This is a genomic window from Scopulibacillus darangshiensis (assembly GCF_004341035.1).
In the GTDB taxonomy this organism is placed as follows: Bacteria; Bacillota; Bacilli; order Bacillales; family Sporolactobacillaceae; genus Scopulibacillus; species Scopulibacillus darangshiensis.
On sequence record NZ_SLXK01000013.1, the window covers coordinates 1 to 23,924 of the forward strand.

A 23,924-nucleotide genomic window follows, 5' to 3' on the forward strand; every position below is an offset into this window, starting at 1 on the left:
TTTCATTTTTTAGGTGAAAGTTATGGCATTGAAAACCCTGATATAACCCAATTTCTTGGGACATCGACATTAGACTATGAATATTTCAGGTTTAATCTATCAGTGAAATGCCTGTTTTTTTTAAAAACCGTTTTATCCACCCATAAAAATTTCAGGTATACCAAAAAAAGCCTTCCTCAATGTGAGGAAGGCTTTCTTAAAGTTTATTTTCTTATTGCAATAACTTTAGACTTTCGCGGTTAAATGCAGGGATATCGTCTGGTGTCCTGCTCGTAACAAGCTGATCTTGACAAACAACCACTTCTTTATCCTGAAAAGCTGCGCCGGCATTTTTTAAATCGACTTGAATGGATTTATAGCCCGTTACACTGCGATTCTTCAACGTTTCAGCGGTAATGAGCAGCTGTGGACCGTGACAGATGGCAAAGACTGGTTTCATGTCATTCATAAAAGCTTTCACAAAGGCAACAAATCGGTCATCCGCCCTTAACAGATCCGGTGAAAAACCACCTGGAATAAGCAGAGCATCAAAGCCGGCCGGGTTAACGTCATTAATTGAGGCATCCACAGTAATATCCGTGCCGTTTTTTCCTTTGATCGTTTTATTTTTATCTTTTTCAATGATTGTTAACTCATGGCCAGCTTCCTGATAAGCGTTTGCCGGTTCCGTATATTCCGAGTCCTCAAACATATTTGTAAGCACAACGGCTATCTTTTTACCCAATGACATCATCCTCCTTAAGAGCTTGTAGTACACGTCTACCCGCTAAGGATTGGGTTAAAACATAGCTGCTGACTATACCGGTGTAATCGTATACATCCCCCGGTCAGTTTGTATTGTTATTCTCTTTTGATTAACTGAAACATCGTAAATATTTTCAATAGGAATGTCGTATGATTGATAAGGAAGTGCCGCCTGATGGTTCTCGAAAAGGGTCTGTCCCCTGCCAACAAGTTGCAGGGATTGGTCAGAACCGTAATCGTCAATCGGGTCAAATTCTGCACCGATATCGACCCGTTCTAAATTTAGCATCGTTTGATCGGTATCACCGTTTTCTTCTTTGATAACTAAAATCCGTTCTTCCCCCCACTTCGAAAGGGATTGCTTGATCATTTGAATGTATTCTTGATTTTCCGTCATGTTCATCACCTCAGGCGCTATTTTTCCCAAAACAAACGCCGTCTATGTTTTAGATTTTCTCGGATAAGCTTCTTAGATCTGTTGATTAACATCGGCTTCTGAAACACGGCACACTGTCTGTTCCCTTAATGCATCAGTATGTTGAAAAAGGGACTGTACCTTCTTTGGACGCTTTGTTATTTGTAATATACTCACAAGCTTCACCTCATGCGATCATTTGCCCGCGTTTGTTCTACAGTATATATCGGTTAAGGTGATGATTTTTTTAATGAAATATATTTAAATAACATGTATCTCAAGGTCGCTTAACATATCGCTTAAGAGCGAGAGCGGCAATCCGACAACAGCGAAGTAATCGCCTGTTATTTTTTCTACAAAAGTTGCCCCAAGGCCTTGTATGGCATAGGCACCGGCTTTATCCATCGGCTCTCCAGATGCGATATAACGGTGAATTTGATCATGTTGTAATGGCTTCATCGTAACCTGTGTCATATGATGGGCCACTTTTACCCTCCCTGTTGGGGCTTGGATACAAGCAATCCCGCTAAAGACTTCATGTGTTTCGCCTTGAAGTCTTTTAAGCATTTGAAAGGCGTCTTCCGCACTTTTGGGCTTGCCGAGAACCGTTCCTTCATGTACGACGATCGTATCCGAACCAATCACAACGCTGTGTTCGCCTTCTATTTGTATACTTTCAAACGCTGCCTTTGCTTTTCTCATCGAGAGTTCCTCAACGATCTTCCTCGGTGGAAAATCTGCAGAAATCGTTTCATCTACATCATTTTTGCGGATTTCAACTGGCATGCCAAGTGTCCGGATCAGCTCCCTTCTGCGCGGGGATGAGGAAGCCAAAATCAGAGTTGGCTTAGTTTTGTTATCCATAATGACAGCTCCTTAAAAAATTGATTATAGTCTAATCACTTCTTAGGATTTACGATAGACATATTGATCTTTTGGTGCTTTAACCTTTGTCCACTTTGTCACTTTTAAATAGGGAATTGTCTGTTTAAAGGGCTGATAGTAAATGGTAGACAATTTGCCCTCAACCCGGAGCCAATCATCATCTTTGTACTTAACATCCTTTGGAAATTCAACCATCATGCCAAATACACCGGCGTCGGCAATACAATGAATGATGCCAAATCGGAATAAAAACAGCTGATTTTTTTTCAGTGCATCACCATGATATACAAAGCCCTTCATGGATATGGTTTTATTAGTGAATTCACCAGGGTAATTATAGATTGTTTCCAACGCTCTTAAATAATTTCCATCGTTGAGGACTAATTTATCCGGACTGCTGTATTTTTTCAAGTCGGAGGCGAGCATTTTTTGATACTGACTTGCTCCGTAGTAGAGCTTGGTATTGGGCCGCAAAATTTCATGATTAGAATATTGGTCGGTATCTTTATCGATCATGGCAAAATGAAAGCCTTTAGCTTTAACAATATTAGAGTTCAGTGTTGCAATCGGCAAGAAAATGCCTGTTACAAGTGGGAAAATCAAGATACCATAAACGAATACTTTTTTTAACAATGTATTTTCATCATGAGAATGATCATGTCCACAATCACAGGATTGTTCCTTTTCCTTTCCCTCCATGTTCCACTTATATAACTGGTAAATGGATAGAAAGCCGAGGACAAAAATCATTGAAAAAGAAAGAAAGGAATATTTCATATTAATATACTTACTAATATCCCCTGTGATGTGCAAATGCATAAACAAATAGGTAAACCCAAATAGAATGATAAACCGGATCAAACACTCCACCCCCTCATATGAATAATGCCCCGACAAAGACGAAGACGGCAATTGAGGAAACTAATGTAAGAACGAATTTCTTTTTAAACGTGCTTGACATCATTAACAAATTCTTAATATCCACCATAGCTCCAAATACAAGGAAAGCTACGAGCGGTCCTGTTGCAAATGTTCCTCTGAATGATGAGGCAATGAAAGCATCAGCCTCTGAACATAATGATAATATGAACGCCAACAGAATCATGACGAGGATCGCCGTCGCTTTGGTATCACCCAATGTTGTAAGGGTGCTCGTCTTGATATATGTCTGCATTGCTGAAGCCACGAAGGCGCCAATAACAAGAAATTTCCCTACAGAAAAAAATTCATCAACAGCATGATTTAGTGTTCCTTTAATTTTACCGAATAACGTTGTCTTTTGGCCGTGGTCATGATTGTGATGGTGTTTATGATCATGACGATGTTTTTCCGCCTTTTTATTTATAAATTCACGGAGCTGATCATCATGGAAAAGATATGATATCAGGATACCGACGAGCAAGGATACGATAATCGCGAGACCGGAACGGTAAATAACCATTCGCCAACTGTTGCCAAACGCTACATAGGTCGAAAAAATAACAATTGGATTAATGATTGGCCCGGTCAACATAAAAGCAATGGCGGAATGCAGCGGCACACGCTTTTTCACCAAACGCTCGGTAATTGGGACGATCCCGCACTCGCAAGCTGGGAAAAGCGATCCCAAAAAGGTTCCCAAAATAACCGAAGCGAACCGATTTTTCGGGATCCATCTTGCCACCATTTCTTCTGTTACAAACATTTGAATGATTGCCGATATGAAGACACCAACAACCACAAACGGCAATGCTTCTATTAAAATACTGATAAAAATAGTATTCAATTGCAAGAATGATTCACTCATCTCTCATTTCTCCCCAATTAGCAAAATAACAAACATCATTTTATCACAATGGGTGATTGAGAGTTGTTTGTGTAATTATTCCCATAATGACTAAGAATTTATGTCAACCGCCTGCGGTTATTCCACTGCTGTAATGACGTAGCCTGGTTGATGAATTAACGGGATGTCGTCCAATCTCGGTATATTCAGCAGATACCTGTTGATCGAAAAATGTTTGGTGATCTCTTGATTTTTAATCACTAGAGTCATGTGAAAGTAAAGTTGGAAATCGAAGCAATCTTCTTTTTCATATTCAAGTTCGATAAAGCTTTTGTCCTTTATTTGGCTAAAAATACTTTTACCAGGAATAATGCAGTGCCTCCTAGCACCATCGGTCATATGTCCGCCCATTTCGATAGTCATTTGATCAATTATATCATTTGTGTTGTTGGCAAAATATACTGTATAGCAATACCCTTCGGGATCATGAGGCCTGTCTTCACAAATTGCCAGGAACATATTTTCCGTATCCATCAGGCTCCCTCCATTTATATTTTTTAGCCAAAGGTTGGCATACTTCCTATGCCATGCGAAATTATTGTGATTATCGGATAAATTATGATGATTCTTGGACAAATTTAGAGTTTATCTTAAATAGAGTCGATTTTTTGGGATGAAAACATTCCGTTAAAGGCTTTTTGATCTCAGGGCACGTAAAATTCGTATGAAATCCGTAACTTTTTCAATTTATCCGTAAGTATTATGGTTTGTTCCGTAACTTCCCTTCTTCACTAAGCTGGAAGTTCCTAATTTTATCTCAAATTGCTTTAGAAGTATAAAAAAAGCTGACCGAAAATCAAGCCAACTTTAATTGTTCCATTACTTGACATTCCCGTTGATGAAAATGGAAATAAATGATATATCCTAAAACCCACACCCTATAGCCCTAACTTCTTCATGACTTTCTTTCGGTAAGAAGGGAACTTAGGGGAGTTTGACAGCTTCGTTTTCTCCATGAGCTCGTTGTACTTCAGCAGCTTTTCTGACAGTTCTTCTTGAAGCACAGCCTTTTTCTCATCATCTTCACAGTCAGCTATCAAACCTTCCAGGGACATCATCTCTTTGTTTAATTTCACCTCTTCGGGAACATAGCCGGAGTTCTTGAGAATTTTATAGCTCATACGAAGCTCCTCTGGGACACCTGATAAATCATCACATTTCAAAGGTTTTCCCTGCCCTTCCAGGTGATCAAAGTCGCCGTTATTCATCGCCTCACGAATCTTGCCTTCCGCAATCGTCGAAAAGATGTCCATCCGGCTTCATCCTCTTTCTTAAGAGTGATTTACTATTATTATATTATGATTTTCCCATACAATCGACATTCATGTCCCGACATTTGAAAATGTGCGTAAAGCTTAAGACATCTGCCAATTTTTATATGCGTGCATGGGAATATATTGATTATAAGATGAAATAGATTAGGGAGGATCTCGCTATGAGAAAAATTAAATGCGGAAATCTCGATCCAGAGTATTTGACAGATACACAGCTTATTTTGGACAATGTGAACAGGTTGGGATTGAACACGGTTAATGTTCCTTTTCAAGTAGATGTCCCAAGCCCAACTTCAAATACCATGTCACTGAATAAGAAAAGGTACAAATATTCCAAAAGGATTGTTCAAAAACTGCATAACAAAGGGATTAAAGTGATTCTAGAACCCTTCACTTACATTTCAGGAGGGGAACAGGGTGAAACGGCATGGAATCCAAGGAATAAATTCGTTTGGTTCAAAAATTGGACTAAGATATGCCGGCGATTAGTTAAAGACGTTGCCATACCCTATCAGGTTTGGTGCTTTAATGTCGCATCCGGTTTAGGCCACATGGAATATGATAAAAAAAGTGGCACCTATCCTTATACTAGACAATGGCATAAACTTTTTTCCTCCATTCGCCGCCTATATAAAGGAAAAGTCATTTACCGCACCAACTATTGGTATGAAGACACATCAAGGGATTTAAAGAAGAATAATCCCTTATGGAAAAATGCTGATTTCGTTGCAATTGATACCTGGTTTGAACTCGATAACAATGCCTCCCCCAGCGTTGATGACTTAGTAGCAGACCTGCATTCTACTGAGGTCTACAATCGCCATCAGAATGTTTATCGAGAAATTAAAGATATGGCTATTGCGACTGGAAAGGACATTTTCTTCGGAGGCTTCGGTTGTCCGAGTTTAAATTACGGTGCAAAATTTCCTTGGGATGTCGCTATTTCCGATGTATACAATGAAGATGTCCAAGCAAATTTGTTCCAAGCATACGAAAAAGTTTTTTCGAATGCAGATTTCTTCCTTGGATACAGTGTATGGACGATTAATTCCGAGGATTCCTACAAGGTCATTGGGAAGAAGGCGGAGACTATCGTTAGGAACTTTTAGTAAAAAATAATCCGGTTGACAGGAGAATCCTTGTCATAGCAAATGGAAAAGAGCGCGGAAGAACATACAAACTGCAATAAAAAGCTTCACTCGTTCATTATAGGACTCAGATTCCGTTATTTGCTAAAAATTAGCTCAAATGACCGCTTGAATGACCGAATAACGGAACCACACAGTCCGATAAAAATCCTAACAATAGGCGTGGGGAACGTCATTTATATAAATAATTAACGATTTATCCGAAAAACGAACACCTGCCGTGCTGGTGTCCGTTTTTTTTATTTGTCCTAAGTCCATTTGGCAAAGTCATCGTAATGAAAATAAAACTTAAAGCATATTCTTTGTATAGTCATTTTTTCTTATAACAATCGACACTGAAAATGGAACTATCAGTAAATTTACTTTTGCAAAATAGGAGGGACAAAATGAATTATGTAAGCTTTAGCCTTATCATTTTTCAGTGTCTATTAATCCTTTTTTGGGGTTATTGGCTATTTATTAGTCTATTTGGATTTTGGGAGCCTCGCAAACTAAAAGAGAAAAGCCCTAAGAAAAGATTCCTGCTCCTCATTCCGGCGCATAACGAAGAAACAGTAATAGGCAGTCTTGTGGAAAATCTGCTCAATTTAGATTATCCTGATAAGCTTTATGATATTTTGGTCATTGCCGACAATTGCACCGATACAACACCTGACCTTGTTCACATGCTCGGGGCGAGTGTCATTAAGCATAGCTCTCCCCCGGATGAACCCAAAGGCAAGCCATATGCCATCCGCTATGCTCTTGAACAAATCGGCAGCGATTTAACCAAAAAGTATGATGGTGTTGCTGTCTTCGATGCTGATAACTTAGTTTCCGCAAATTATCTAAAAGAAATGAACAAGCATTTTTTGAAAGGCGACAAGGTCGTACAATGTTTCCTAGATTCAAAAAATCCTGAGGATAATTGGGTAACGCTAGCTTACTCTACCTCATTTTATTTCGCAAACCGGTTCTTCCAATTGGCAAAGACACGTTTGGGATTAAGCAACTTTATAGGCGGAACTGGCTTTTGTGTTGATTCCAAACTCTTAGAAGAGATTGGCTGGACAGCTAAATCTTTAACTGAGGACCTAGAATTTACGATCCAATGCATTTTAAGAGGAATCCCTGTGAACTGGTGCCACACGGCAAGGGTTTTTGACGAGAAGCCGGAAAGCTTTAAAGCATCATGTGTGCAGCGGATGAGATGGGCCAGAGGACATTGGGATGTGACATTCAGATACTCTCATAAGCTATTAATGCGGGCATTTTTCAAATGTGATATAAAAGCCATCGACGCCTTTTTATATCTTATCAACCCTGGAAAAATGGTTTTGGCGGCATTGACAAGTTTACTGCTCTTTTTTGACTTTACTCATAATGAACTGTGGGTCGGTTCGGTCATCCCCTGGTATGCCTGGGTATTATTTATCATCTATTATTTTATGTTTATTGCCTATCCAATGGTTGTCGACATTGGCATAAAAAGCTTTGGAAAAATACTTAAAGCTTGTCTTTCGATGTCGATGATGTTCTATTCAAACGTGCCTTTGTACTTTTGGGCCTTTTTCACCAAAAAAAATAAAACATGGAAGCGAACTGATCATACAAAAAATATCTCAATAAGTGAAATGAATGAAAAAACGGGAATGGAGGGTGTCAAGAAAACTATAGCATTTGAGGAAATAAATATGACCATGAACCAAGTTGCGCTTTCCGAAGAAAAAAATCAAACCATTTAGGAGGCTGCCTTTTGAGTCTTTTAGGACGGCTTTTCATCCGGAAAAATATTGTCCCTCCCGTAGTAATCGCCATTGTACTCCTTTTTTCGTGTATCCTCTTTCCTTTCACCGGGAAAGCGGTTTCTTTTGCTCCAGAAAATAAAAAAGCCCATATTTTGGTGGCTTATTCAACAAAAGACGGGAAGGTCAATGAAAAGGTTCGGATGCTTGATATGCTATTAAGCCACTTTTCCACTCATATCGTCTTTAAAAGTGCGAATGATGTAAAGCAAAACGACCTATCTGGCATCACCCACTTATTTTATTATGGCGCAGTCCAGACGAAGCTGCCGCAATCTTTTAGAACCCTAGGCAATAACTTTAAAGGATCCTATACAGTCATCGGTGCAAATGTCGGCCAGCTAAAGGATTTTGATTTCGTAGATGCCACATCACAGATTCCAGTAAATGCTTTAATGCTTTCAAACGGTAGACAGAGGAGCCTGCCGGAGACTGAACTCATATATAACACCCATGTAGACCCGCCTGCAAAAATTTTGATCAAGGGTGTCAATACAAATGGCGATCACCCACTGCTTGTCGCAAAAGGTTCAAGGTATTATTTTGCCAGATCGGATTTAGATGACCTTTTCAGCCTATTTCTAGCAGAAGGCTTACACCATATTTTTAATGAAAAGACACTAGCCGTACATCCCGCTTATCTTCGTCTAGAGGACGTTCATCCCATGGCTGATCCAAAAAAGTTAATGGCTGTTGCAAAGTTCTTGGAAAAGAAGCACATTCCATACATGGTTGCTGTCATCCCTGTCTTCAAGGATCCAAAGACCCATAAAGAATATCATTATTCAGATGCCCCGAAAGTCGTCAAGGCGCTGAAATATATGCAGGAGAACGGCGGCAGCATTGTGATGCACGGATACACTCACCAATATCGTGACAGTGAAACGGGAGAAGGCTTTGAGTTTTGGGATGTAAAAAACAATGCGCCGATTTCCGGCGATGCGGGAGCAAATGAGAAAACACCAAATCAGCAAACCTTTAATAATGCGAAGAGCTACAAATTATTCTTGCAAAAGCAGAAAAGGTTTGAAGGGCACTACATTAATCAAAAACTGACAAAGGGCATTCAAGAACTCACCGCCCAAGGACTCTACCCGCTCGCATTTGAAGCGCCGCATTATACGATGTCACTCGAAGGATACAACATCGTATCACACTACTTTTCCACGTATGTCGGCCAAATCCAAACAAGCAATAAAGACTGGCATGTTATGAGAACGGCCCCTTTTGTAACCCGGCCATCCTTTTTGAATGGCATGCTATTACTTCCTGAAACCATCGGTTATGTTCCTGAAAAAGAGAAGAACGGTGTGGAAATGATGATGAAAAATGCCAGTGGGCAGCTCATCGTCAAAGATGGCATAGTCGCAGGTTTCTATCATCCTTATCTGGGTATTGACAGGCTTAAAAAGCTTGTCAATCAAATGGCAAAAATCCCGGATATTAAATGGATCGATTTAAAAAAGCTTGATAACAAGGTCCTAGCCGCAAATGTGACCATCACATCTGGCTCAAATGGCCTCCATGTTCAGTCAACCCTTTTGCCCCATGGGGACCAGCTTAAATCTCTTGGCGATAAACTACAAAAGGCGACACTGCTGGTAGTCCTTACCCTAGTCGGTCTTGGCATTGTTTTATTTATCTTCGGGATGGTTCGAAACAAAGTACTAGATCGGGAAAAAGAGCTTCACGGGAGGGTTTAAGAAAACAGGGATAATATGACAGGATGCAAAAAGAACCGGAAAACGTCCGTTTTCTTCCGGTTCTCCTCATACTTTTTTCATATTCCTTAAGACATGGTTGATGACCTCAGACAACACCAGGCCGACAGCAATGGCTCCGGAAATCATGAATGCTTTTGCAGCCATTTCAAGTGCTGCATTATAATCATTTTGGACAAAATGCTTCATGGCGTTAAATGCCAGTCCTCCGGGCACTAAAGGAATTATACCCGCGACACTAAAGATGATGATCGGCAGCTTATACCTCTTTGCGAACATATGACTGATGGCGGCAATCACGAAGGCGGCAACTAAGGTCGCCACGACACTGTCGAATTCAACGTTATTAAGCTCAAAATACACGAGCCAGCCGAGCATGCCAACAAATCCGCAGGGAAGAAGGGAGCGCCTTGGAACATTGAAAAGCACACCAAAGGCAGCTGAAGCAATAAAACTTGTAACAGCTTGCTCTAATAGGACCATATCAGCCCACCTCTTTTTCTCTAGTAAATGGCAAAGACTACCGCAATACCTGTTCCTATGGCAAAGGCAGTGATAAGTGCTTCTGCCCCTTTGGATAATCCCGAGACTAAATGACCAGCCATGAGATCCCTAACAGCGTTAGTAATAACCACTCCGGGGACAAGCGGCATAACCGAACCAATGATAATTTTGTCGAGCTCGCTGCCAATACCAATTGAAACCATAAGAAATGCAGTTAAGCCAATAATAAAAGAAGCCAGAAGCTCGGCAAAAAATTTTATCTTCACAAAATGGTGGAAGTATATCATTCCGGCAAATCCTAATCCACCCGAAATAAAGGCAGGAATAAAATCACCCCATCCCCCTTGAAACATGATTAAAAAGCAGCCGCTGGCGATTGCCGCGGCAGCGATTTGGAGCGGGATTGGCGTTGCGTGCCCAAGCTTTTCAGCGCCTTTTAATTCACGACTGGCTTCTTTAATTGATAAACACCCTTCACTTGCCTTTCTTGAGATGCTGTTGACGGTCGCTACCTTATCCAGGTTGTTCGTCCGCTCCGATATTCTAATTAATTTTGTAGGCGTCAGCCCATCTACTGAAAATATAATGCCAGTTGGCGTGACATAACTTTGCGCATCATTAATGCCATAGGAAGCGGCGAGCCGTGCCATCGTATCTTCCACCCGATAAGTCTCAGCCCCATTTTCCAGCATGATCTTCCCAGCGAGCAAACAAACGTCCATGATCTCATGGGTCTGTGTCATTTGCATCACTTCTCGGCTTTGTCCATCATTTTCCCTTTGTACAACACTTTCTGATGTACAGGGATGTTCAGTTCACGGCTGAATTGCTTCAGAACGCGTTCTTCCCTTGGTGCTACAATCGATATCACCGTACCAGACGCCCCCGATCTTCCTGTCCGTCCGGAACGATGAATGTATTGGTCAGCATTTTCAGGCGGATCGAACTGAATGACGTGTGTCAGTCCTTGAATATCCAGCCCTCTTGCGGCTACATCTGTTGTAATGAGCAGTGAGCATTTGCCTTCACGGAAATTCTTAAGTGCCGCTGCACGATCTGTTTTTTTCGCTTCGCTGTGCAGTACATCTAATGAAAATCCCTTATATTTCAGTTTTTCCGACAAAACCGAGAGATTGCCTATATCCCTAACAAAAACAAGAACCTTTTCCGGTTCGAGCCTCATTATTTTCCCAAGAATATCGACCTTTTCCCTCGCATCACAAACAACATAGTTGTGCCGGGTATTTGATTCATTCGCCTTGCCCCGTCCGATTCGAATCAGTTCAGCGTTTTCGGATAGTTCGCGGGCTTGCTGTTCGGTCTTTTCGGGCAAAGTTGCCGAGAAGACAAGCAGCTGCCGGTCTCTTAAAGTTGCCTTGATAATGTCTTTGATTGTGTTCATGTGTTCCGGGACTAGCAGTTGATCGCCTTCATCCATAACAATCGATTTTACTTCATGCATTTTCAACTTTTTCAGCCTGATTAATTCCAGTACCCGTCCGGGGGTGCCAACAACAATTTGCGGACGTTTCTTTAATTTTTCTATTTGTCTCTTCACATTGGCCCCGCCGATGAAGGATGCTTTGCCGATGCCGCTATTTTCCGTCCACTTTTGAACCTGTTCATAAATTTGCATCACTAGTTCGCGGGAGGGTGCGAGAATAATTGCTCTCGTACCTTTTGCTTCCGGATCAATTTGCTCTAGCAAGGGCAAGAGATAGGCAAGTGTTTTGCCCGTTCCGGTTGGGGATTCCGCGATAATGTCCACCCCCTCCAAAACGAGCGGGGCAGCCTTCATCTGAATGGCTGTCGGTTTTTCAAATCCGGATTTTTCCCATGCCTTCTGTAAAAAGGGTTTCACTGATGTTATAAATGACCAATTCTCAAGCATATGGTTCTCCTTTTGTTAACCTTTTATAGTGTCTTCTAAAAGTTCAAATCCGTTTTCGGTAAAAAGATAATCCAGGGTAATATCGTCGTTTTTTACCAATATCCGGCAATGTCCTATGACGCGGTCAGCATCCTTCTTAAATGCCATTTCTAAGTCACCATGGTATTTGGAGTCAAAAGAAGATGTATAAAAATCCTGATGATTGACATGGATAGTGCGAATAAAATTAAGAATGTTAACTTCGATTTGTTCCTTTAATGACAATGTCTCAAACTCCTTCTTTAGAAGCTTTCTAAGGTCTATTTCGTTATATCTCATACATGACTCCCGTTTTTTATTCAAAGTCCTGCAAAAGCTGTTTTAAATTCAAAAGGTCTTCTTTTGTTAGAGTAATCCCTTTACCCATTTTTTCATGTCCCGGTGACCAATCCCTCAAGTCAAACTTTGGATCTCTGCCGTTCCAGCTGATTAAGTTCAATTCTTTCGTCCAACCTTTAGGCGAATCTGAAAGGACACCTACGGTTTCAATAATTTCATATTTAATGTCTGCCATTTAAGCCCCTCCTCTGCCGTGTATTAACCAAAAAGCTGCAAAAACTTGTCTGGAATTGTTGTTTCAAAACGAAGGTGTTTACCGGTTATTGGGTGTTTAAATGCCAGGACCTGTGCATGCAAACCCAGCCTGCCAATCACATTTTTTTTCGAGCCATATTTCTTGTCACCAACTATGGGATGACCAAGATCTTGCATATGAACGCGAATTTGATTTTTCCTTCCCGTCTCGAGATGGACTTCTAACAGGGAAAAGGCCCGATTCGACTTCAGAACACTATAATGTGTGACAGCCTTTTGCCCACTCCCCGGTCTTTTACTTGACACCATGATATATGTCTTCGTTTCTTTTAGCCACGATGTCATTGTCCCTTTTGTTTGCTCTACCCTGCCCGCAACGAGTGCAATGTATGTCCGCTCGAGCACCGCCTCCTGCCAAGCGCTTTGCAGCAAACGCTTTGCCTTTTCATTCTTGGCAAACATCATTACTCCGGATGTATCACGATCAAGGCGATGGACAATGAAAATGCGGTTTCTGGCATTTTGACTGCGGACATGATCCATGAGCTGCTTATAGGCTGTTAAATCTCTTTCCTTTGCGGTTGCAATAGACAAAAGCCCGGCTTCCTTATTAATAACGATGATATCGTCATCCTCGTGGAGAATTTGCAATCCGTTCAGCTTTTTGCCCGCTGATACCATGCCAAAGTGAATGGTGACTCGATCTCCAGGCCGGAGTGGGTGATTATGTTTGGTTACAGCCTGTCCATTAACCGATACTTGCCCTCTTGTCATAATGCCCTTAACTGAATTCCTGCTGCGGTTTGATAAACGGTCAAGCAGGAAGCCTAACAGCTCGCCTTGCTCCTCAACCATAAACTCTCTTGTCTTTTCCTTTTTCACATGTGTGCCCCTTTGATTAATTCTTTATCATCTTTCCTAAGTACCGATGAATTTAATCCCACTGATAAGGTGTTTCCTGGTAGACGTAATAATTTAGCCAGTTGGCAAAAAGAAGGTGAGCATGTGAGCGCCATCTGTTAAGCGGCTGTTCAAGCGGATTGTCACCCGGAAAGTAATTTTCGGGAATTTGGGTATCCAGCCCTTTATTCGCATCTCGATTGTATTCTGCGGCCAAGGTGTCAGCATCATATTCCAAATGACCAGTTAGCATGATATGCTTTTCATCTTTGGACATAATGATAAACGGTCCGGCTTCTTCCGAATGCGAGAGCAGGACAAGATCTTCACTGGCCAAAATTTGCTCCTTTAAAGTCTCCGTATAGCGGGAATGGGGTGCTAAATATTCTTCATCAAAGCCACGGACAAGCTTTACCGTCGGATCCGTCAGTGTGTGTTTATATACGCCAAAACATTTCTTGGGAAGCTCATACTTGCCAATCCCATAGTGATAATATAGACAGGCCTGCGCCCCCCAGCAAATATTTAAGACAGAGGTCACATTTGTTTTTGTCCACTCCATAATTTCCGTCAGTTCAGCCCAATAATCGGCTTCTTCGAAGGGAATATGCTCAATCGGAGCTCCGGTAATTATCATGCCGTCATAGCGGCGGCTTTTGATCCGTTCAAAGGTTGTATAAAACTGTTCCAGATGCCATTTGCTTATATTTTTTGATTCATGTGTTGCGGTTCTGAGGAACGAAACATTGATCTGAAGCGGTGAATTACTGAGCAGTCTCAAGAGCTGAGCTTCAGTCCTTTCTTTTTCAGGCATTAAATTCAAAATCAATATATTTAAAGGACGAATGTCCTGATGTGTCGCTTGGCTCTCGCCCATTACAAAAATGTTTTCCTTTTTTAGAATGCCGCGAGCTGGTAATTGCTCAGGAATATTAATTGGCAACAGCGGTCCCTCCAATCCGAAAATCAATAACAATTAGTTAGATTTTACTCTTTTAAACGGTCTTTAACAACCTTTTGCAAGACTAATTGAAAAATAGAATTACCGGATTTGGGGTCTAGATCAAGAAAGCGTCCGCAAGGCTGACAGAGCAGCAATTGCCGTTTCGATTTCCTCATCGTCGGGTTCTGATGTGACAACATATCGCTGCATAGCAAGGCCTATCATAAAAAAGGGGTATAGGGCATAATGAAGCCAATGATTTTGATCATGCCAAGGAAGGATAAAAAGCTCATAGCCTACAGCCCAACTTAGAATCAGGCGGAGCCACGAATCAATGGGTAAGAACGAAAGAACAGCGTATGTAAAACCGAAGAAAACAACAAAATTTGTGCCGCAGCTGACGGATACTCTATCTTCCTTACGAACATTTTCAACCGTTAATTCGATGTTTTTCTCATAGGCATGAAAGGTTTTATGTTCCGCACCGTGGTAAGACGCCATTCGCGATCTTTTAAAAAGCAGGAAAAACCAGACAAATATCAGCACTTTGGAGATCTTCAAGAAAACCGTTAAACCATTAACAGTTTGGCCATAGGCTTCATCAGGCATTAAAAAAGATAATCCTTCTAAAACCACAAAAAACGCCCCCAAAAGAATTAGAAGCGGCTTCCACAATGTCAGAAAAATATCAATATACAACATAGCCCCTCTCAAAAAGGGAACAGCATACAAACGGTCAATCCAAGGGATCTCCCGCCAAAACTTGCGTGACATTTCTGTTCTAATTTCACCGATATCATTCCGATAAGCTTTGACATTCGTATTCTTCCCCGAAAAAGAGACACCATGGAAATGGGCTCTTCCACCCGTGACGTCCATTAATTCGTCCACCTCCACGCGAATTCCAAAAATTCTGAAATGGCAGTTACCTTTATTATATAAAGAAAACTTAGGTTTAGCCAAGCCCTTGATGGTGAAAGCATTACATACTTCACCCCCAGCCTGAACAAAATATTCTTAGGAGGTGTGATATGAGTAAAAGTAAGAAAAAACAAATCGATCCAGGTTTTAATGACGAGCAGGCCATTCGAAAAAATCAAACGAGAGAATTTGATCATGAATTCGCCAACGAACCATTGACCGAGGCTGAGAGGCAAAATAATAAAAAGACGAAGAAGAGGCAATAGACCTTACAGAAAAAACCGGGTGCAGGGCTAATCGGATGGTGTAAAGACCGCGCACCTGCTGCACTCGGTTTCTCCTCTTTAATTCATATGGGTTTACAGACCCTTTGTATTCCCGTAGTTTTTTAAAATTGTTTGCGGAAGAATAAAAGCGGCATTTTGAGGATTTTTTTACAACGACTATACTTCTATATACCCTAATTCCTTAGAAATCGATTGTGCCGTCCTCACGATACTTTGGATTATTGCACGGTTTTCGCTTCCATTCATATAAGGGGCCGGTCCAACCATGTTGAGTGCGGCTATTGTTTTTCCAGTGTAAGATTGAATCGGGGCTGCTATACCATATATTCCATATTCATTTTCGTTGTTGCTGATCGAATATCCCATCTCCCGAATCACGTTAAGTTCATTCTCTAACTTGTCAATTGCCGTGATTGTATTAGGCCCCCGCTGCTGCAGCCCTTTAGCAATAGTTGGCTTCACCAAAAATGGGTTATAAGTCAGCAGTATTTTACCCGTACTAAAACAATAGGTAGGTTTTCTTGTACCAATGTGAGTCGGCACAGGGACCGCATGACGCGATGCAACCTTTAGGACAAATATGAACTCGCCTTTTTCATCTAACATGCCAATGTGAACAGCACCGTTAAAGCTTTTTGTTAATTCTTGGACTAACGGCAGGGCCTCATTGTATATATCCTGCTGATACATGACCTGATTACCCCATTCAAACAACTTCCAACCGAGTCTGTACTTATTTTGATTATCCCTTACAAGCATGCCTTCCTCACACAATGAACGGATCAAATGATGAACCGTACTAGGGTTCATATCCAGCTTCGTAGCAATGTCCAGATTACCCAGCACCGGTTCATACTCTGTAAAACAATTAAGTATTTTTGCGACCTTATGAATAGTGGCAATCACTTTTGTTCCCCTTTCTTTTAATCGGGAATATTTTGTAAAAGGCTACGCGTAAATAAAATTAATTGGATCCATTTCCATGTTTGAAAAGCTTTGCTCAGGCCTGAACCCGAAAACGCAGTGATCCGAGTTGATCAAATTGAACAGCTATCCGGTCGCCTTCAGAGACGCTTACTGCATCTGTCACAGCACCTGTTAAAACAACGCTTCCCGGCTGAATAGATATGCCGTCGCGATTTAACATTTTGACTAGTTCCACTACAGATCTAACAGGATGTCCAAGTACTGCCGCACCTGCGCCTGTTTGAACGACCTCACCATTTTTCATCATTGAAACACCAACTTCATCCCAAGCTGTAGTGTAAGGTGAAAAGCCTTGGTCGCCAACGATGAATTTCGAAGAAGAGGCATTATCAGCGATGACATCAACTAATGTAAAGGAGAAATTCTTATAACGGCTGTCAATTACCTCTATGGCCGGAAGGACACATTCGGTGGCTGCCCAGACATCCCGTGGTGTCACCTCCCCGCCGCCTAACTCTTTCTTTAACACAAAAGCAAGTTCAGGTTCCACACGAGGATGGATAAGCCCTTCTAAATGGAGGACAGGTTCTGTCAGTTCCATTGACTGTGTAAGCCGGCCGTAAATTGGCTCTTTTACCCCCATTGAAACTTGTTTGGCCCTGCTTGTCAGACCCATTTTCCATCCTGTCAGTTGATCGCCCCGATCAATGGCATGCTGTACACAACCTTTCTGAATGGCATAGGCTTCCTCAACACTTAATGAAGGATAGCTTATGGTGACCTTGTCCATTTCCTTTCCCGATCTTTGGCAGGCATCTATCTCTTCCGCAATCCTTTGTATATCCAATGTTATACCCCTTTCTACATGACGGCTGTATTTTTTTTCACAATCTCTGCTGCAACATCTACAATCATATCTTCTTGTCCGCCTACAACTCTTCGTTTTCCAAGTTCTATTAAAATATCACGTGAATCGACTCCGAATTGTTTTGCTGCCTTCTGTGCATGAAGCAAAAAGCTGGAATAAACGCCCGCATAACCTAAGACAAGACTGTCTTTTGTTATTTCCTGAGGTTTCTGCAGAATTTGTGCGGCAATGTCTTCTGATAAATCCATCATTTTATACAAATCGATACCAGTCTTAATGCCTAAACGATCTAGCACCGAGACCAGGACTTCCGTTTGAGTATTACCTGCACCCGCGCCCAGGCAGCGAACACTGCCATCGATACGGGTTGCACCTTCTTCAATAGCCGCCAGGGTGTTTGCCATTGCCAGCGAAAGATTATTATGACCATGGAACCCAATATTAATTTGAAGATTTTCCCGCAGTGCCCGAATCCGTGCCTTTACTTCGTGAGGTAATAAGGCTCCTGCGGAATCAACGACATAAACCGTATCAGCCCCGTAGCTTTCCATTAATTTTGCTTGTTCAACCAACTTCTTAACAGGTGCCATATGCGCCATCATTAAAAATCCTACGGTTTCCATTCCCAAATCTTTAGCCATGGCAATGTGCTGACTGGACACGTCAGCTTCGGTAACATGTGTGGCAACACGGGCCATCTCAGCCCCAATGTTCGCCGCTTGTTTTAGCTCCTGAACAGTGCCAATTCCCGGTAACAGCAGCACAGCGATTTTGGCATTGTTACATACGGATGCTGCGGCTTCAATTAAAGCCATTTCATCCGTCTTGGAAAGGCCATATTGAAGTGAAGATCCAGCTAAGCCATCGCCGTGAGCCACTTCAATATAAGGGACATTGGCATCATCCAATGCTTTAGATAGTTGCACCACTTGATCAACAGTAAACTGATGACCGATGGCATGGCTCCCGTCCCTTAAAGCCACTTCAGTAATGATTACGTCCTGTTCCGCCATGTTAATCCCCTCCCCGTTTAAACCTTTTGCTTTAACTGATGTTTGGCCATTTCTTCAGCAACCTTCACAGCCGAAGAAGTCATGATATCCAGGTTGCCTGAGTATTTAGGAAGATAATCTCCCGCACCCTCGACCTCAAGGAAGACTGTCACTTTATTTCCATCAATAATAGGCTCTGTGCGCATTCGGTAACCAGGTACATACTGTTGCACCGCCGCCACCATGTCCTGAATGGATTGTTTGACAGCCTTTTCATCCATAGCCGCCCCTTCTACAAGACAATACACAGTGTCCCTCATCAGTATCGGCGGTTCTGCCGGGTTAAGTATAATAATCGCCTTGCCTTTTTTGGCTCCGCCAATCTCTTCTATCCCTCGTGATGTTGTTTCGGTAAATTCATCGATATTTGCTCGGGTTCCAGGACCCGCACTTTTACTTGAGATCGTAGCGACAATTTCCGCATATTCTACCGTACATATGTTACTAACAGCTTTAACAACCGGAATGGTTGCCTGTCCGCCGCAAGTAATCATATTGATATTTTTTTCATCCATATGCTCACCCAAATTGACCGGGGGAACAACAAATGGTCCAATGGCGGCTGGTGTTAAATCAAGAACCTTTTTCCCAACGTCTCTTAAAACCTTTGAATGATAAGCATGCGCTTTGGCCGAAGTGGCATCGAAAAGGATATCCGCAAGTTCCGGCTGCTCCATAAAGCCTTCAATCCCGTTATCAAAAGTTTTATAACCCAATTCCTTTGCACGTTTTAGACCGTCAGATTCTGGATCAATGCCAATCATAGCCGTTAACTCCAGAACATCGGTCTGCTGCAGCTTTAACATCAAGTCTGTGCCAATGTTTCCGGAACCGATGATCCCAACCTTCATTTTTGTCACGTATGACCATCCTTTCTCTTGACGAGTACTTCATTATCACGTAAAGCGGACACTTACATCACCCAAATGAGCGATTTTAGTCCGGAATATATCGCCTGGCTCCGCCACAACAGCGGCCGATAAGGCACCGGATAGAATCACTTCTCCCGCTCTTAAGCTGACATCAAATTCAGCCATCTTATTGGCAAGCCAAGCGACGCAACTTGCCGGATGCCCTAAGGCAGCGGCCCCGGTTCCAGTGTTCATGATCTTATCGTTTTTATAAAGGATCATGCCCACCCCAGCAAGATCAACTTGATCAACCTGTACGGGTCTTTCTCCAAGGACAAAAAAACTGCTGGATGCATTGTCAGCAACAGTGTCAGGTAATTTAATCTTCCAATTATCAACACGGCTATCAACAATTTCTAAGGCAGGCAGAACAAAATCCGTTGCCTGCAAGACATCAAGCATTGTGACATTCGGCCCCTGAAGGTCTTCTTTTAAAACAAAGGCGATTTCACCTTCTACTTTTGGCTGCATGACGTCATTGAACAGAATCACTCCGCCGTTTTCTACCTTCATGCCATGAAGCAAATGTCCGTAGTCTGGTTCTGCAACCCCTAACAGCTCCTGCATTGGCAATGATGTTAACCCGATTTTTTTACCTATTACGCGTTGTCCTGCGTCGATTCTCTTTTGAATATTTATGAGTTGAATCTGATAAGCTTCCCTAGCACTTAGATCAGGATATTGATCTGTTAAAGGCTGAATGCCCTTTTTGCTTTCCTCAGCATGTAAGAGAAAATCAGCTAGTTCCTTTACTCTTTCTGCCAATGTCTTTCACCCCTCATTCACTAATCAATTAAAGCTTCATCGTGACTGTCTTTGCTTCCGTATAAAATTCAAAGCTGTGGCGGCCGCCTTCACGGCCGATGCCGCTTGCTTTTGCACCGCCAAACGGTGTTCTTAAATCACGAATGTACCAGCAGTTAATCCAAAGCAGCCCTGCATTCACTTCTGAAGAAACCCGTTGGCCGCGTCTTAAGTCGTTTGTCCAAACCACACCTGCCAGGCCATAGATGGAATCGTTCGCGATGCGAATGGCATCTTCTTCTGTTTTAAATGGAATGACTACAGGAACAGGACCAAAGATCTCTTCCTGTGCAACACGCATCTTATTATCAACATCGTAAAGAACGGTTGGCTCGTAAAAGTTTCCATTCTTAAGCCCGGCCACTCTCTTTCCGCCATAAGCAAGCTTCGCCCCTTCTGAAAGCCCAATTTGCACATATTGATCAACGGTTTCTAAATGACTTTTCGATACAAGTGCTCCCATGTCTGTATTCTCATTAGTTGGTTCGCCCACTTGGATGTTTCTTACCGCCTCCGTGAACTTATCCAAAAATTGATCATAAATGCTTTCTTGGACGAGCAGCCGTGAACCCGCCAGGCAGATTTCACCTTGATTACGGTAAATCGCGTCAATCGACCCTTTTACCGCTTCATCTAAATCAGCATCTTCAAAAACGATGTTGGCTGACTTGCCGCCTAATTCCAATGAAACAGGGATTAAGTTTTCTGAGGCATTTTTCATCACCGTTTTTCCGGTATTGCTTTCTCCAACAAATGATATGCGGCGTACGTGCTTATGGTTGGTCATTGCAGTTCCGACTGTGCTGCCTGGTCCTGTAATGATGTTTAGCACCCCCGGCGGCAACCCTGCTTTATTGGCTATCTCCCCAAGCATGACCGCACTTAGCGGCGTATAAGACGCCGGTTTTATGACGACCGTATTTCCGGAAGCCAAAGCCGCAGAAGCTTTCCATGTCAGCTGCATGAATGGCAAATTCCATGGGATGATTAGACTTGTGACGCCAGCCGGAGCATATTTGGCATATGACATGATATTGTGTTTGTCATAATGTTCATGAACCATGTATTTGGCCATTTCCGCAAAGAAACGGAAATTTTGGGCAGCACGCGGGATGTCAAAGCCGCGGCTTTCTTTAACTGGCTTGCCAACGTCAAGGGTTTCCAAAAAGCCGAGCTCATCCACTCGATCCATGATTAGGTCAGACATTTTGCAAAGAACGGCCGACCTTTGCTCAATTGGCATTCTGCTCCAAATTCCACTTTCGAATGTCCGCTGGGCCGACTCGATCGCGCGTTTTGCATCCGCCTCATTCCCCTTAGCGACCGAAGCAAGCTTTAAATTTGTAGCAGGATTAAGAGTATCGAAGGTTTGCCCTGACAGGGACTCAACATACTCTCCATCGATGAAAAGTTTTGCGTCTTTGACTTTTGATTGTTCGGCTATTGTTTCTCTGCTCATCGTGTACCCTCCTCATTCTTCCACTTCGACAATCATCTCTATTTCTATCGCCGTGTTATTCGGTAATTGGGCCATGCCAACCGCTGAACGGCCATGTTTCCCTTTTTCACCAAATACCTCAACAAGCAAATCTGAAGCCCCATTTATGACCTTCGGCTGATCCGTAAAATCCTCCGTACTGTTGACAAAACCTAATATCTTCACGATTCTTTTAATCTTGCTTAATTCCCCTAATTCATCCTTTAAGACATTTAATAGATTGACCATGGATTGATGGCTGGCTTTATAACCTTCCTCAAGCGTCAATTCGCGGCCAACTTTTCCGTGATACTGATCGACCCCTTGACCGGACGTGAAAATGAAATGACCAACGCGGACATGACTCACGTAGTTTCCAACCGCCGGCCGAACATGTGATAATTCAATTCCCAGACTTTGCAGTTTCTCTTCTGGAGTCATGATTTTTTTTGCCATCCTTTCGTCGTTTCTCCGTGACATTTAAAAACCTCATAGCATTTTCTCCTAAAATGAAACCCTTTTGTTCATCGGTAAGTTCAGACATGCTATCAATCACTTTGCCCGGCGGTATTTCCCTTAATAGGAAGGGATAATCGGAACCGAGCATAATGCGGTCATGGCCAAAGCGGTCGATTAAATATTTTATATTCAAAGGGTCATAGTTTAAGGAATCAAAATAAAAGTTTCTGGCATAATGACTTGGCGGATGTGTCGTCAGTCTTAAATGTGGCCATACTTCCCAGCCCTTATCCAATCGCGGCAGGATGTATGGAAACGATCCGCCGCCATGGGCAAAGCTCACCTTTAGTTTGGGGAACCTCTCCATGATGCCGCTCCAGATCAAGCTGGCGGCTGCCAGTGCCGTTTCACTTGGCATGCCGACTGTATACATAAAATTATGGCGCGGTGTGCGGTCCTTTGCCATCGTTTCCCAAGGATGAATAAATAAAGGAACATCCCATTTTTCCGCCATCTCAAAGAACTCAATCAATTCTGGTGAATCTAAATTGTCTCCGTTGACATTCGTGCCGATTTCAATGCCATATAAATTCAGTTCATGGACGCAGCGATCCATTTCTTTAATTGCCGTTTGGCAATCTTGCAAAGGTACGGTCCCCAAGCCGATAAACCGGTTTGGATTCTTCCGCACTGTATCTGAAATAAAATCATTTTGAATACGAGACATGGCAAGTGCTGCGTCACTTGGTGCCCAATAAGAAAAGGTAACAGGGATCGGGGAAAGGACTTGAATATCGATGCCTTCCCGATCCATATCATAGATTCTTTTTTCCGGGCTCCAAACTTGATCAGTGACTTCGCGGAAGACCTTCCCGCCTACCATAATGTTCGCTCCGCATGCGCATGTGCGATGCATTATAGGCCATTGGTCTTGACCGTATTTTTTGGCGAAATCGGGTAAATCCTCGGGAATGATATGGGTGTGGAAATCGACCCTCATACCCATTCCTCCGGTTCTTCAGGCATTTGCTGTCCACACTTGTTACAGGTCCGGAGTGCTTCATCATTATTAAATTGTTCGATGGTTTCCTTTAACTGCGTTTCAATATTCGTTAATTCCATCGTTTTGCGAAACATTTCATGATTGCATTTATTACAGTACCAGACGATGCTTTCAACAACACCTTCGTTCCTTTTTATTTCGGTGACAATGCCATAAGAACCTGCTGTTCTGTGGGGAGAATGAGGAACATTTGCCGGCAGCATGAACATATCCCCTTCACCAACAGTCACCACTTCACGTTCGCCATTCTCATTAATGCACTCCACATAACAGTTGCCCTTCACCTGATAGAAAAATTCGTCTGTTGGATTGACATGAAAGTCGCACCGTTTATTCGGTCCGCCAACGAGCATGACAATAAATTGCGAATCCTCCCAAAGCACCTTATTATTGACTGGCGGCTTTAATAAATCCTTGTTTTCTTCAATCGTTTTTACCAAGTTAAGGGCTCTAGATTTCAATTGAATTGCTCCAGGCTTTAAAACCATCTTCATCCTCCTCGTAAGGTAATTTATTGTTAAAGCGCTTACAATTCCATATCTCTTAAG

General features: G+C 42.3%; 29 protein-coding genes. 4 read left to right on the forward strand and 25 right to left on the reverse strand.

Annotated features, from left to right (window positions below; all coding sequences use genetic code 11):
- Window positions 1-211: 211 nt before the first annotated feature.
- The 8 genes from EV207_RS10295 to EV207_RS10325 all read right to left on the reverse strand — a co-directional run bounded on the left by EV207_RS10295 (window position 212) and on the right by EV207_RS10325 (window position 5,122).
- Window positions 212-724, reverse strand: a complete 513-nt coding sequence (locus EV207_RS10295) for a type 1 glutamine amidotransferase domain-containing protein (RefSeq protein ID WP_132746087.1) — start codon at window positions 722-724, stop codon at window positions 212-214.
- A gap of 72 nt (window positions 725-796) precedes the next feature.
- Window positions 797-1,141 carry a protein YmzB gene (gene ymzB, locus EV207_RS10300; RefSeq protein WP_132746088.1) on the reverse strand — a complete coding sequence of 115 codons (345 nt, stop codon included), beginning with the start codon at window positions 1,139-1,141 and terminating at the stop codon, window positions 797-799.
- Window positions 1,142-1,213: 72 nt separating this feature from the next.
- Window positions 1,214-1,336, reverse strand: a complete 123-nt coding sequence (locus EV207_RS23725; RefSeq protein WP_279389187.1) for a hypothetical protein — start codon at window positions 1,334-1,336, stop codon at window positions 1,214-1,216.
- Window positions 1,337-1,420: 84 nt separating this feature from the next.
- Window positions 1,421-2,023 (reverse strand): Maf family protein, encoded by a 603-nt coding sequence (locus EV207_RS10305; protein WP_132746089.1) that lies wholly within the window; start codon window positions 2,021-2,023, stop codon window positions 1,421-1,423.
- A gap of 42 nt (window positions 2,024-2,065) precedes the next feature.
- Window positions 2,066-2,905 (reverse strand): TIGR03943 family putative permease subunit, encoded by an 840-nt coding sequence (locus tag EV207_RS10310; protein ID WP_132746090.1) that lies wholly within the window; start codon window positions 2,903-2,905, stop codon window positions 2,066-2,068.
- Between the two features lie 13 nt (window positions 2,906-2,918).
- Window positions 2,919-3,830, reverse strand: a complete 912-nt coding sequence (locus EV207_RS10315) for a permease (protein WP_132746091.1) — start codon at window positions 3,828-3,830, stop codon at window positions 2,919-2,921.
- Window positions 3,831-3,947: 117 nt separating this feature from the next.
- Window positions 3,948-4,343, reverse strand: coding sequence for a hypothetical protein (locus EV207_RS10320; RefSeq protein WP_132746092.1), 396 nt, complete (start codon window positions 4,341-4,343; stop codon window positions 3,948-3,950).
- Window positions 4,344-4,747: 404 nt separating this feature from the next.
- On the reverse strand, window positions 4,748-5,122 hold the full coding sequence (locus EV207_RS10325) for a DnaJ family domain-containing protein (protein ID WP_132746093.1): 375 nt from the start codon (window positions 5,120-5,122) through the stop codon (window positions 4,748-4,750).
- Window positions 5,123-5,304: 182 nt separating this feature from the next.
- Here EV207_RS10325 and EV207_RS10330 point away from each other — a divergent pair, with 182 nt between their 5' ends.
- The 3 genes from EV207_RS10330 (at window position 5,305) to EV207_RS10340 (ending at window position 9,778) form a co-directional block, all read left to right on the forward strand.
- Window positions 5,305-6,252 carry a glycoside hydrolase family 113 gene (locus EV207_RS10330; RefSeq protein WP_132746094.1) on the forward strand — a complete coding sequence of 316 codons (948 nt, stop codon included), beginning with the start codon at window positions 5,305-5,307 and terminating at the stop codon, window positions 6,250-6,252.
- A 425-nt stretch (window positions 6,253-6,677) separates the two neighbouring features.
- A complete protein-coding gene (locus tag EV207_RS10335) occupies window positions 6,678-8,015 on the forward strand; it encodes a glycosyltransferase family 2 protein (RefSeq protein ID WP_165886903.1) in 1,338 nt (445 codons plus the stop codon).
- Between the two features lie 11 nt (window positions 8,016-8,026).
- Complete coding sequence (locus EV207_RS10340) at window positions 8,027-9,778, forward strand: polysaccharide deacetylase family protein (protein WP_132746096.1); 1,752 nt, start codon at window positions 8,027-8,029, stop codon at window positions 9,776-9,778.
- 66 nt (window positions 9,779-9,844) lie between these two features.
- Here EV207_RS10340 and EV207_RS10345 read toward each other — a convergent pair whose 3' ends face one another.
- The 8 genes from EV207_RS10345 to EV207_RS10380 all read right to left on the reverse strand — a co-directional run bounded on the left by EV207_RS10345 (window position 9,845) and on the right by EV207_RS10380 (window position 15,486).
- On the reverse strand, window positions 9,845-10,279 hold the full coding sequence (locus EV207_RS10345; protein WP_132746097.1) for a threonine/serine exporter family protein: 435 nt from the start codon (window positions 10,277-10,279) through the stop codon (window positions 9,845-9,847).
- Between the two features lie 20 nt (window positions 10,280-10,299).
- Entirely contained in the window at window positions 10,300-11,049 is a 750-nt protein-coding gene (locus tag EV207_RS10350; RefSeq protein ID WP_132746174.1) for a threonine/serine exporter family protein, read from the reverse strand.
- A complete protein-coding gene (locus tag EV207_RS10355; RefSeq protein WP_132746098.1) occupies window positions 11,049-12,191 on the reverse strand; it encodes a DEAD/DEAH box helicase in 1,143 nt (380 codons plus the stop codon). The genes EV207_RS10350 and EV207_RS10355 overlap by 1 nt, the downstream gene beginning before the upstream one ends.
- A gap of 15 nt (window positions 12,192-12,206) precedes the next feature.
- Window positions 12,207-12,509: a hypothetical protein gene (locus EV207_RS10360; RefSeq protein ID WP_132746099.1), complete on the reverse strand. Its 303-nt coding sequence runs from the start codon at window positions 12,507-12,509 to the stop codon at window positions 12,207-12,209.
- A gap of 16 nt (window positions 12,510-12,525) precedes the next feature.
- Window positions 12,526-12,744: a YdbC family protein gene (locus EV207_RS10365; protein WP_132746100.1), complete on the reverse strand. Its 219-nt coding sequence runs from the start codon at window positions 12,742-12,744 to the stop codon at window positions 12,526-12,528.
- A 23-nt stretch (window positions 12,745-12,767) separates the two neighbouring features.
- Complete coding sequence (locus EV207_RS10370; protein ID WP_424511361.1) at window positions 12,768-13,646, reverse strand: RluA family pseudouridine synthase; 879 nt, start codon at window positions 13,644-13,646, stop codon at window positions 12,768-12,770.
- A gap of 52 nt (window positions 13,647-13,698) precedes the next feature.
- Complete coding sequence (gene metA / locus EV207_RS10375; RefSeq protein ID WP_132746101.1) at window positions 13,699-14,607, reverse strand: homoserine O-acetyltransferase MetA; 909 nt, start codon at window positions 14,605-14,607, stop codon at window positions 13,699-13,701.
- 120 nt (window positions 14,608-14,727) lie between these two features.
- The gene (locus EV207_RS10380) at window positions 14,728-15,486 is read right to left on the reverse strand and encodes a DUF1385 domain-containing protein (RefSeq protein WP_132746102.1); all 759 of its coding nucleotides are present in this window, start codon (window positions 15,484-15,486) and stop codon (window positions 14,728-14,730) included.
- A 152-nt stretch (window positions 15,487-15,638) separates the two neighbouring features.
- Between EV207_RS10380 and sspO the strand changes: the two genes are divergently transcribed.
- A complete protein-coding gene (gene sspO, locus EV207_RS10385) occupies window positions 15,639-15,794 on the forward strand; it encodes a small acid-soluble spore protein O (RefSeq protein WP_132746103.1) in 156 nt (51 codons plus the stop codon).
- A 177-nt stretch (window positions 15,795-15,971) separates the two neighbouring features.
- Here sspO and EV207_RS10390 read toward each other — a convergent pair whose 3' ends face one another.
- From EV207_RS10390 to EV207_RS10430, 9 genes are all read right to left on the reverse strand, one after another.
- Window positions 15,972-16,721 carry an IclR family transcriptional regulator gene (locus EV207_RS10390; protein ID WP_132746104.1) on the reverse strand — a complete coding sequence of 250 codons (750 nt, stop codon included), beginning with the start codon at window positions 16,719-16,721 and terminating at the stop codon, window positions 15,972-15,974.
- A gap of 94 nt (window positions 16,722-16,815) precedes the next feature.
- Window positions 16,816-17,589 carry a 2-keto-4-pentenoate hydratase gene (locus EV207_RS10395; protein WP_243647013.1) on the reverse strand — a complete coding sequence of 258 codons (774 nt, stop codon included), beginning with the start codon at window positions 17,587-17,589 and terminating at the stop codon, window positions 16,816-16,818.
- A 14-nt stretch (window positions 17,590-17,603) separates the two neighbouring features.
- Entirely contained in the window at window positions 17,604-18,623 is a 1,020-nt protein-coding gene (gene dmpG, locus EV207_RS10400; protein WP_132746105.1) for a 4-hydroxy-2-oxovalerate aldolase, read from the reverse strand.
- Window positions 18,624-18,640: 17 nt separating this feature from the next.
- The gene (locus tag EV207_RS10405; protein ID WP_132746106.1) at window positions 18,641-19,522 is read right to left on the reverse strand and encodes an acetaldehyde dehydrogenase (acetylating); all 882 of its coding nucleotides are present in this window, start codon (window positions 19,520-19,522) and stop codon (window positions 18,641-18,643) included.
- Between the two features lie 36 nt (window positions 19,523-19,558).
- Window positions 19,559-20,338 (reverse strand): 2-keto-4-pentenoate hydratase, encoded by a 780-nt coding sequence (locus EV207_RS10410; protein WP_132746107.1) that lies wholly within the window; start codon window positions 20,336-20,338, stop codon window positions 19,559-19,561.
- Between the two features lie 28 nt (window positions 20,339-20,366).
- The gene (locus EV207_RS10415) at window positions 20,367-21,836 is read right to left on the reverse strand and encodes an aldehyde dehydrogenase (RefSeq protein WP_132746108.1); all 1,470 of its coding nucleotides are present in this window, start codon (window positions 21,834-21,836) and stop codon (window positions 20,367-20,369) included.
- 12 nt (window positions 21,837-21,848) lie between these two features.
- On the reverse strand, window positions 21,849-22,310 hold the full coding sequence (locus EV207_RS10420; RefSeq protein WP_132746177.1) for a RidA family protein: 462 nt from the start codon (window positions 22,308-22,310) through the stop codon (window positions 21,849-21,851).
- Window positions 22,258-23,319 (reverse strand): amidohydrolase family protein, encoded by a 1,062-nt coding sequence (locus EV207_RS10425; RefSeq protein WP_132746109.1) that lies wholly within the window; start codon window positions 23,317-23,319, stop codon window positions 22,258-22,260. Before EV207_RS10425 ends, EV207_RS10420 begins: the two co-directional genes overlap by 53 nt.
- Complete coding sequence (locus tag EV207_RS10430; protein ID WP_132746110.1) at window positions 23,310-23,864, reverse strand: 3-hydroxyanthranilate 3,4-dioxygenase; 555 nt, start codon at window positions 23,862-23,864, stop codon at window positions 23,310-23,312. Before EV207_RS10430 ends, EV207_RS10425 begins: the two co-directional genes overlap by 10 nt.
- Between the last annotated feature and the right edge of the window lie 60 nt (window positions 23,865-23,924).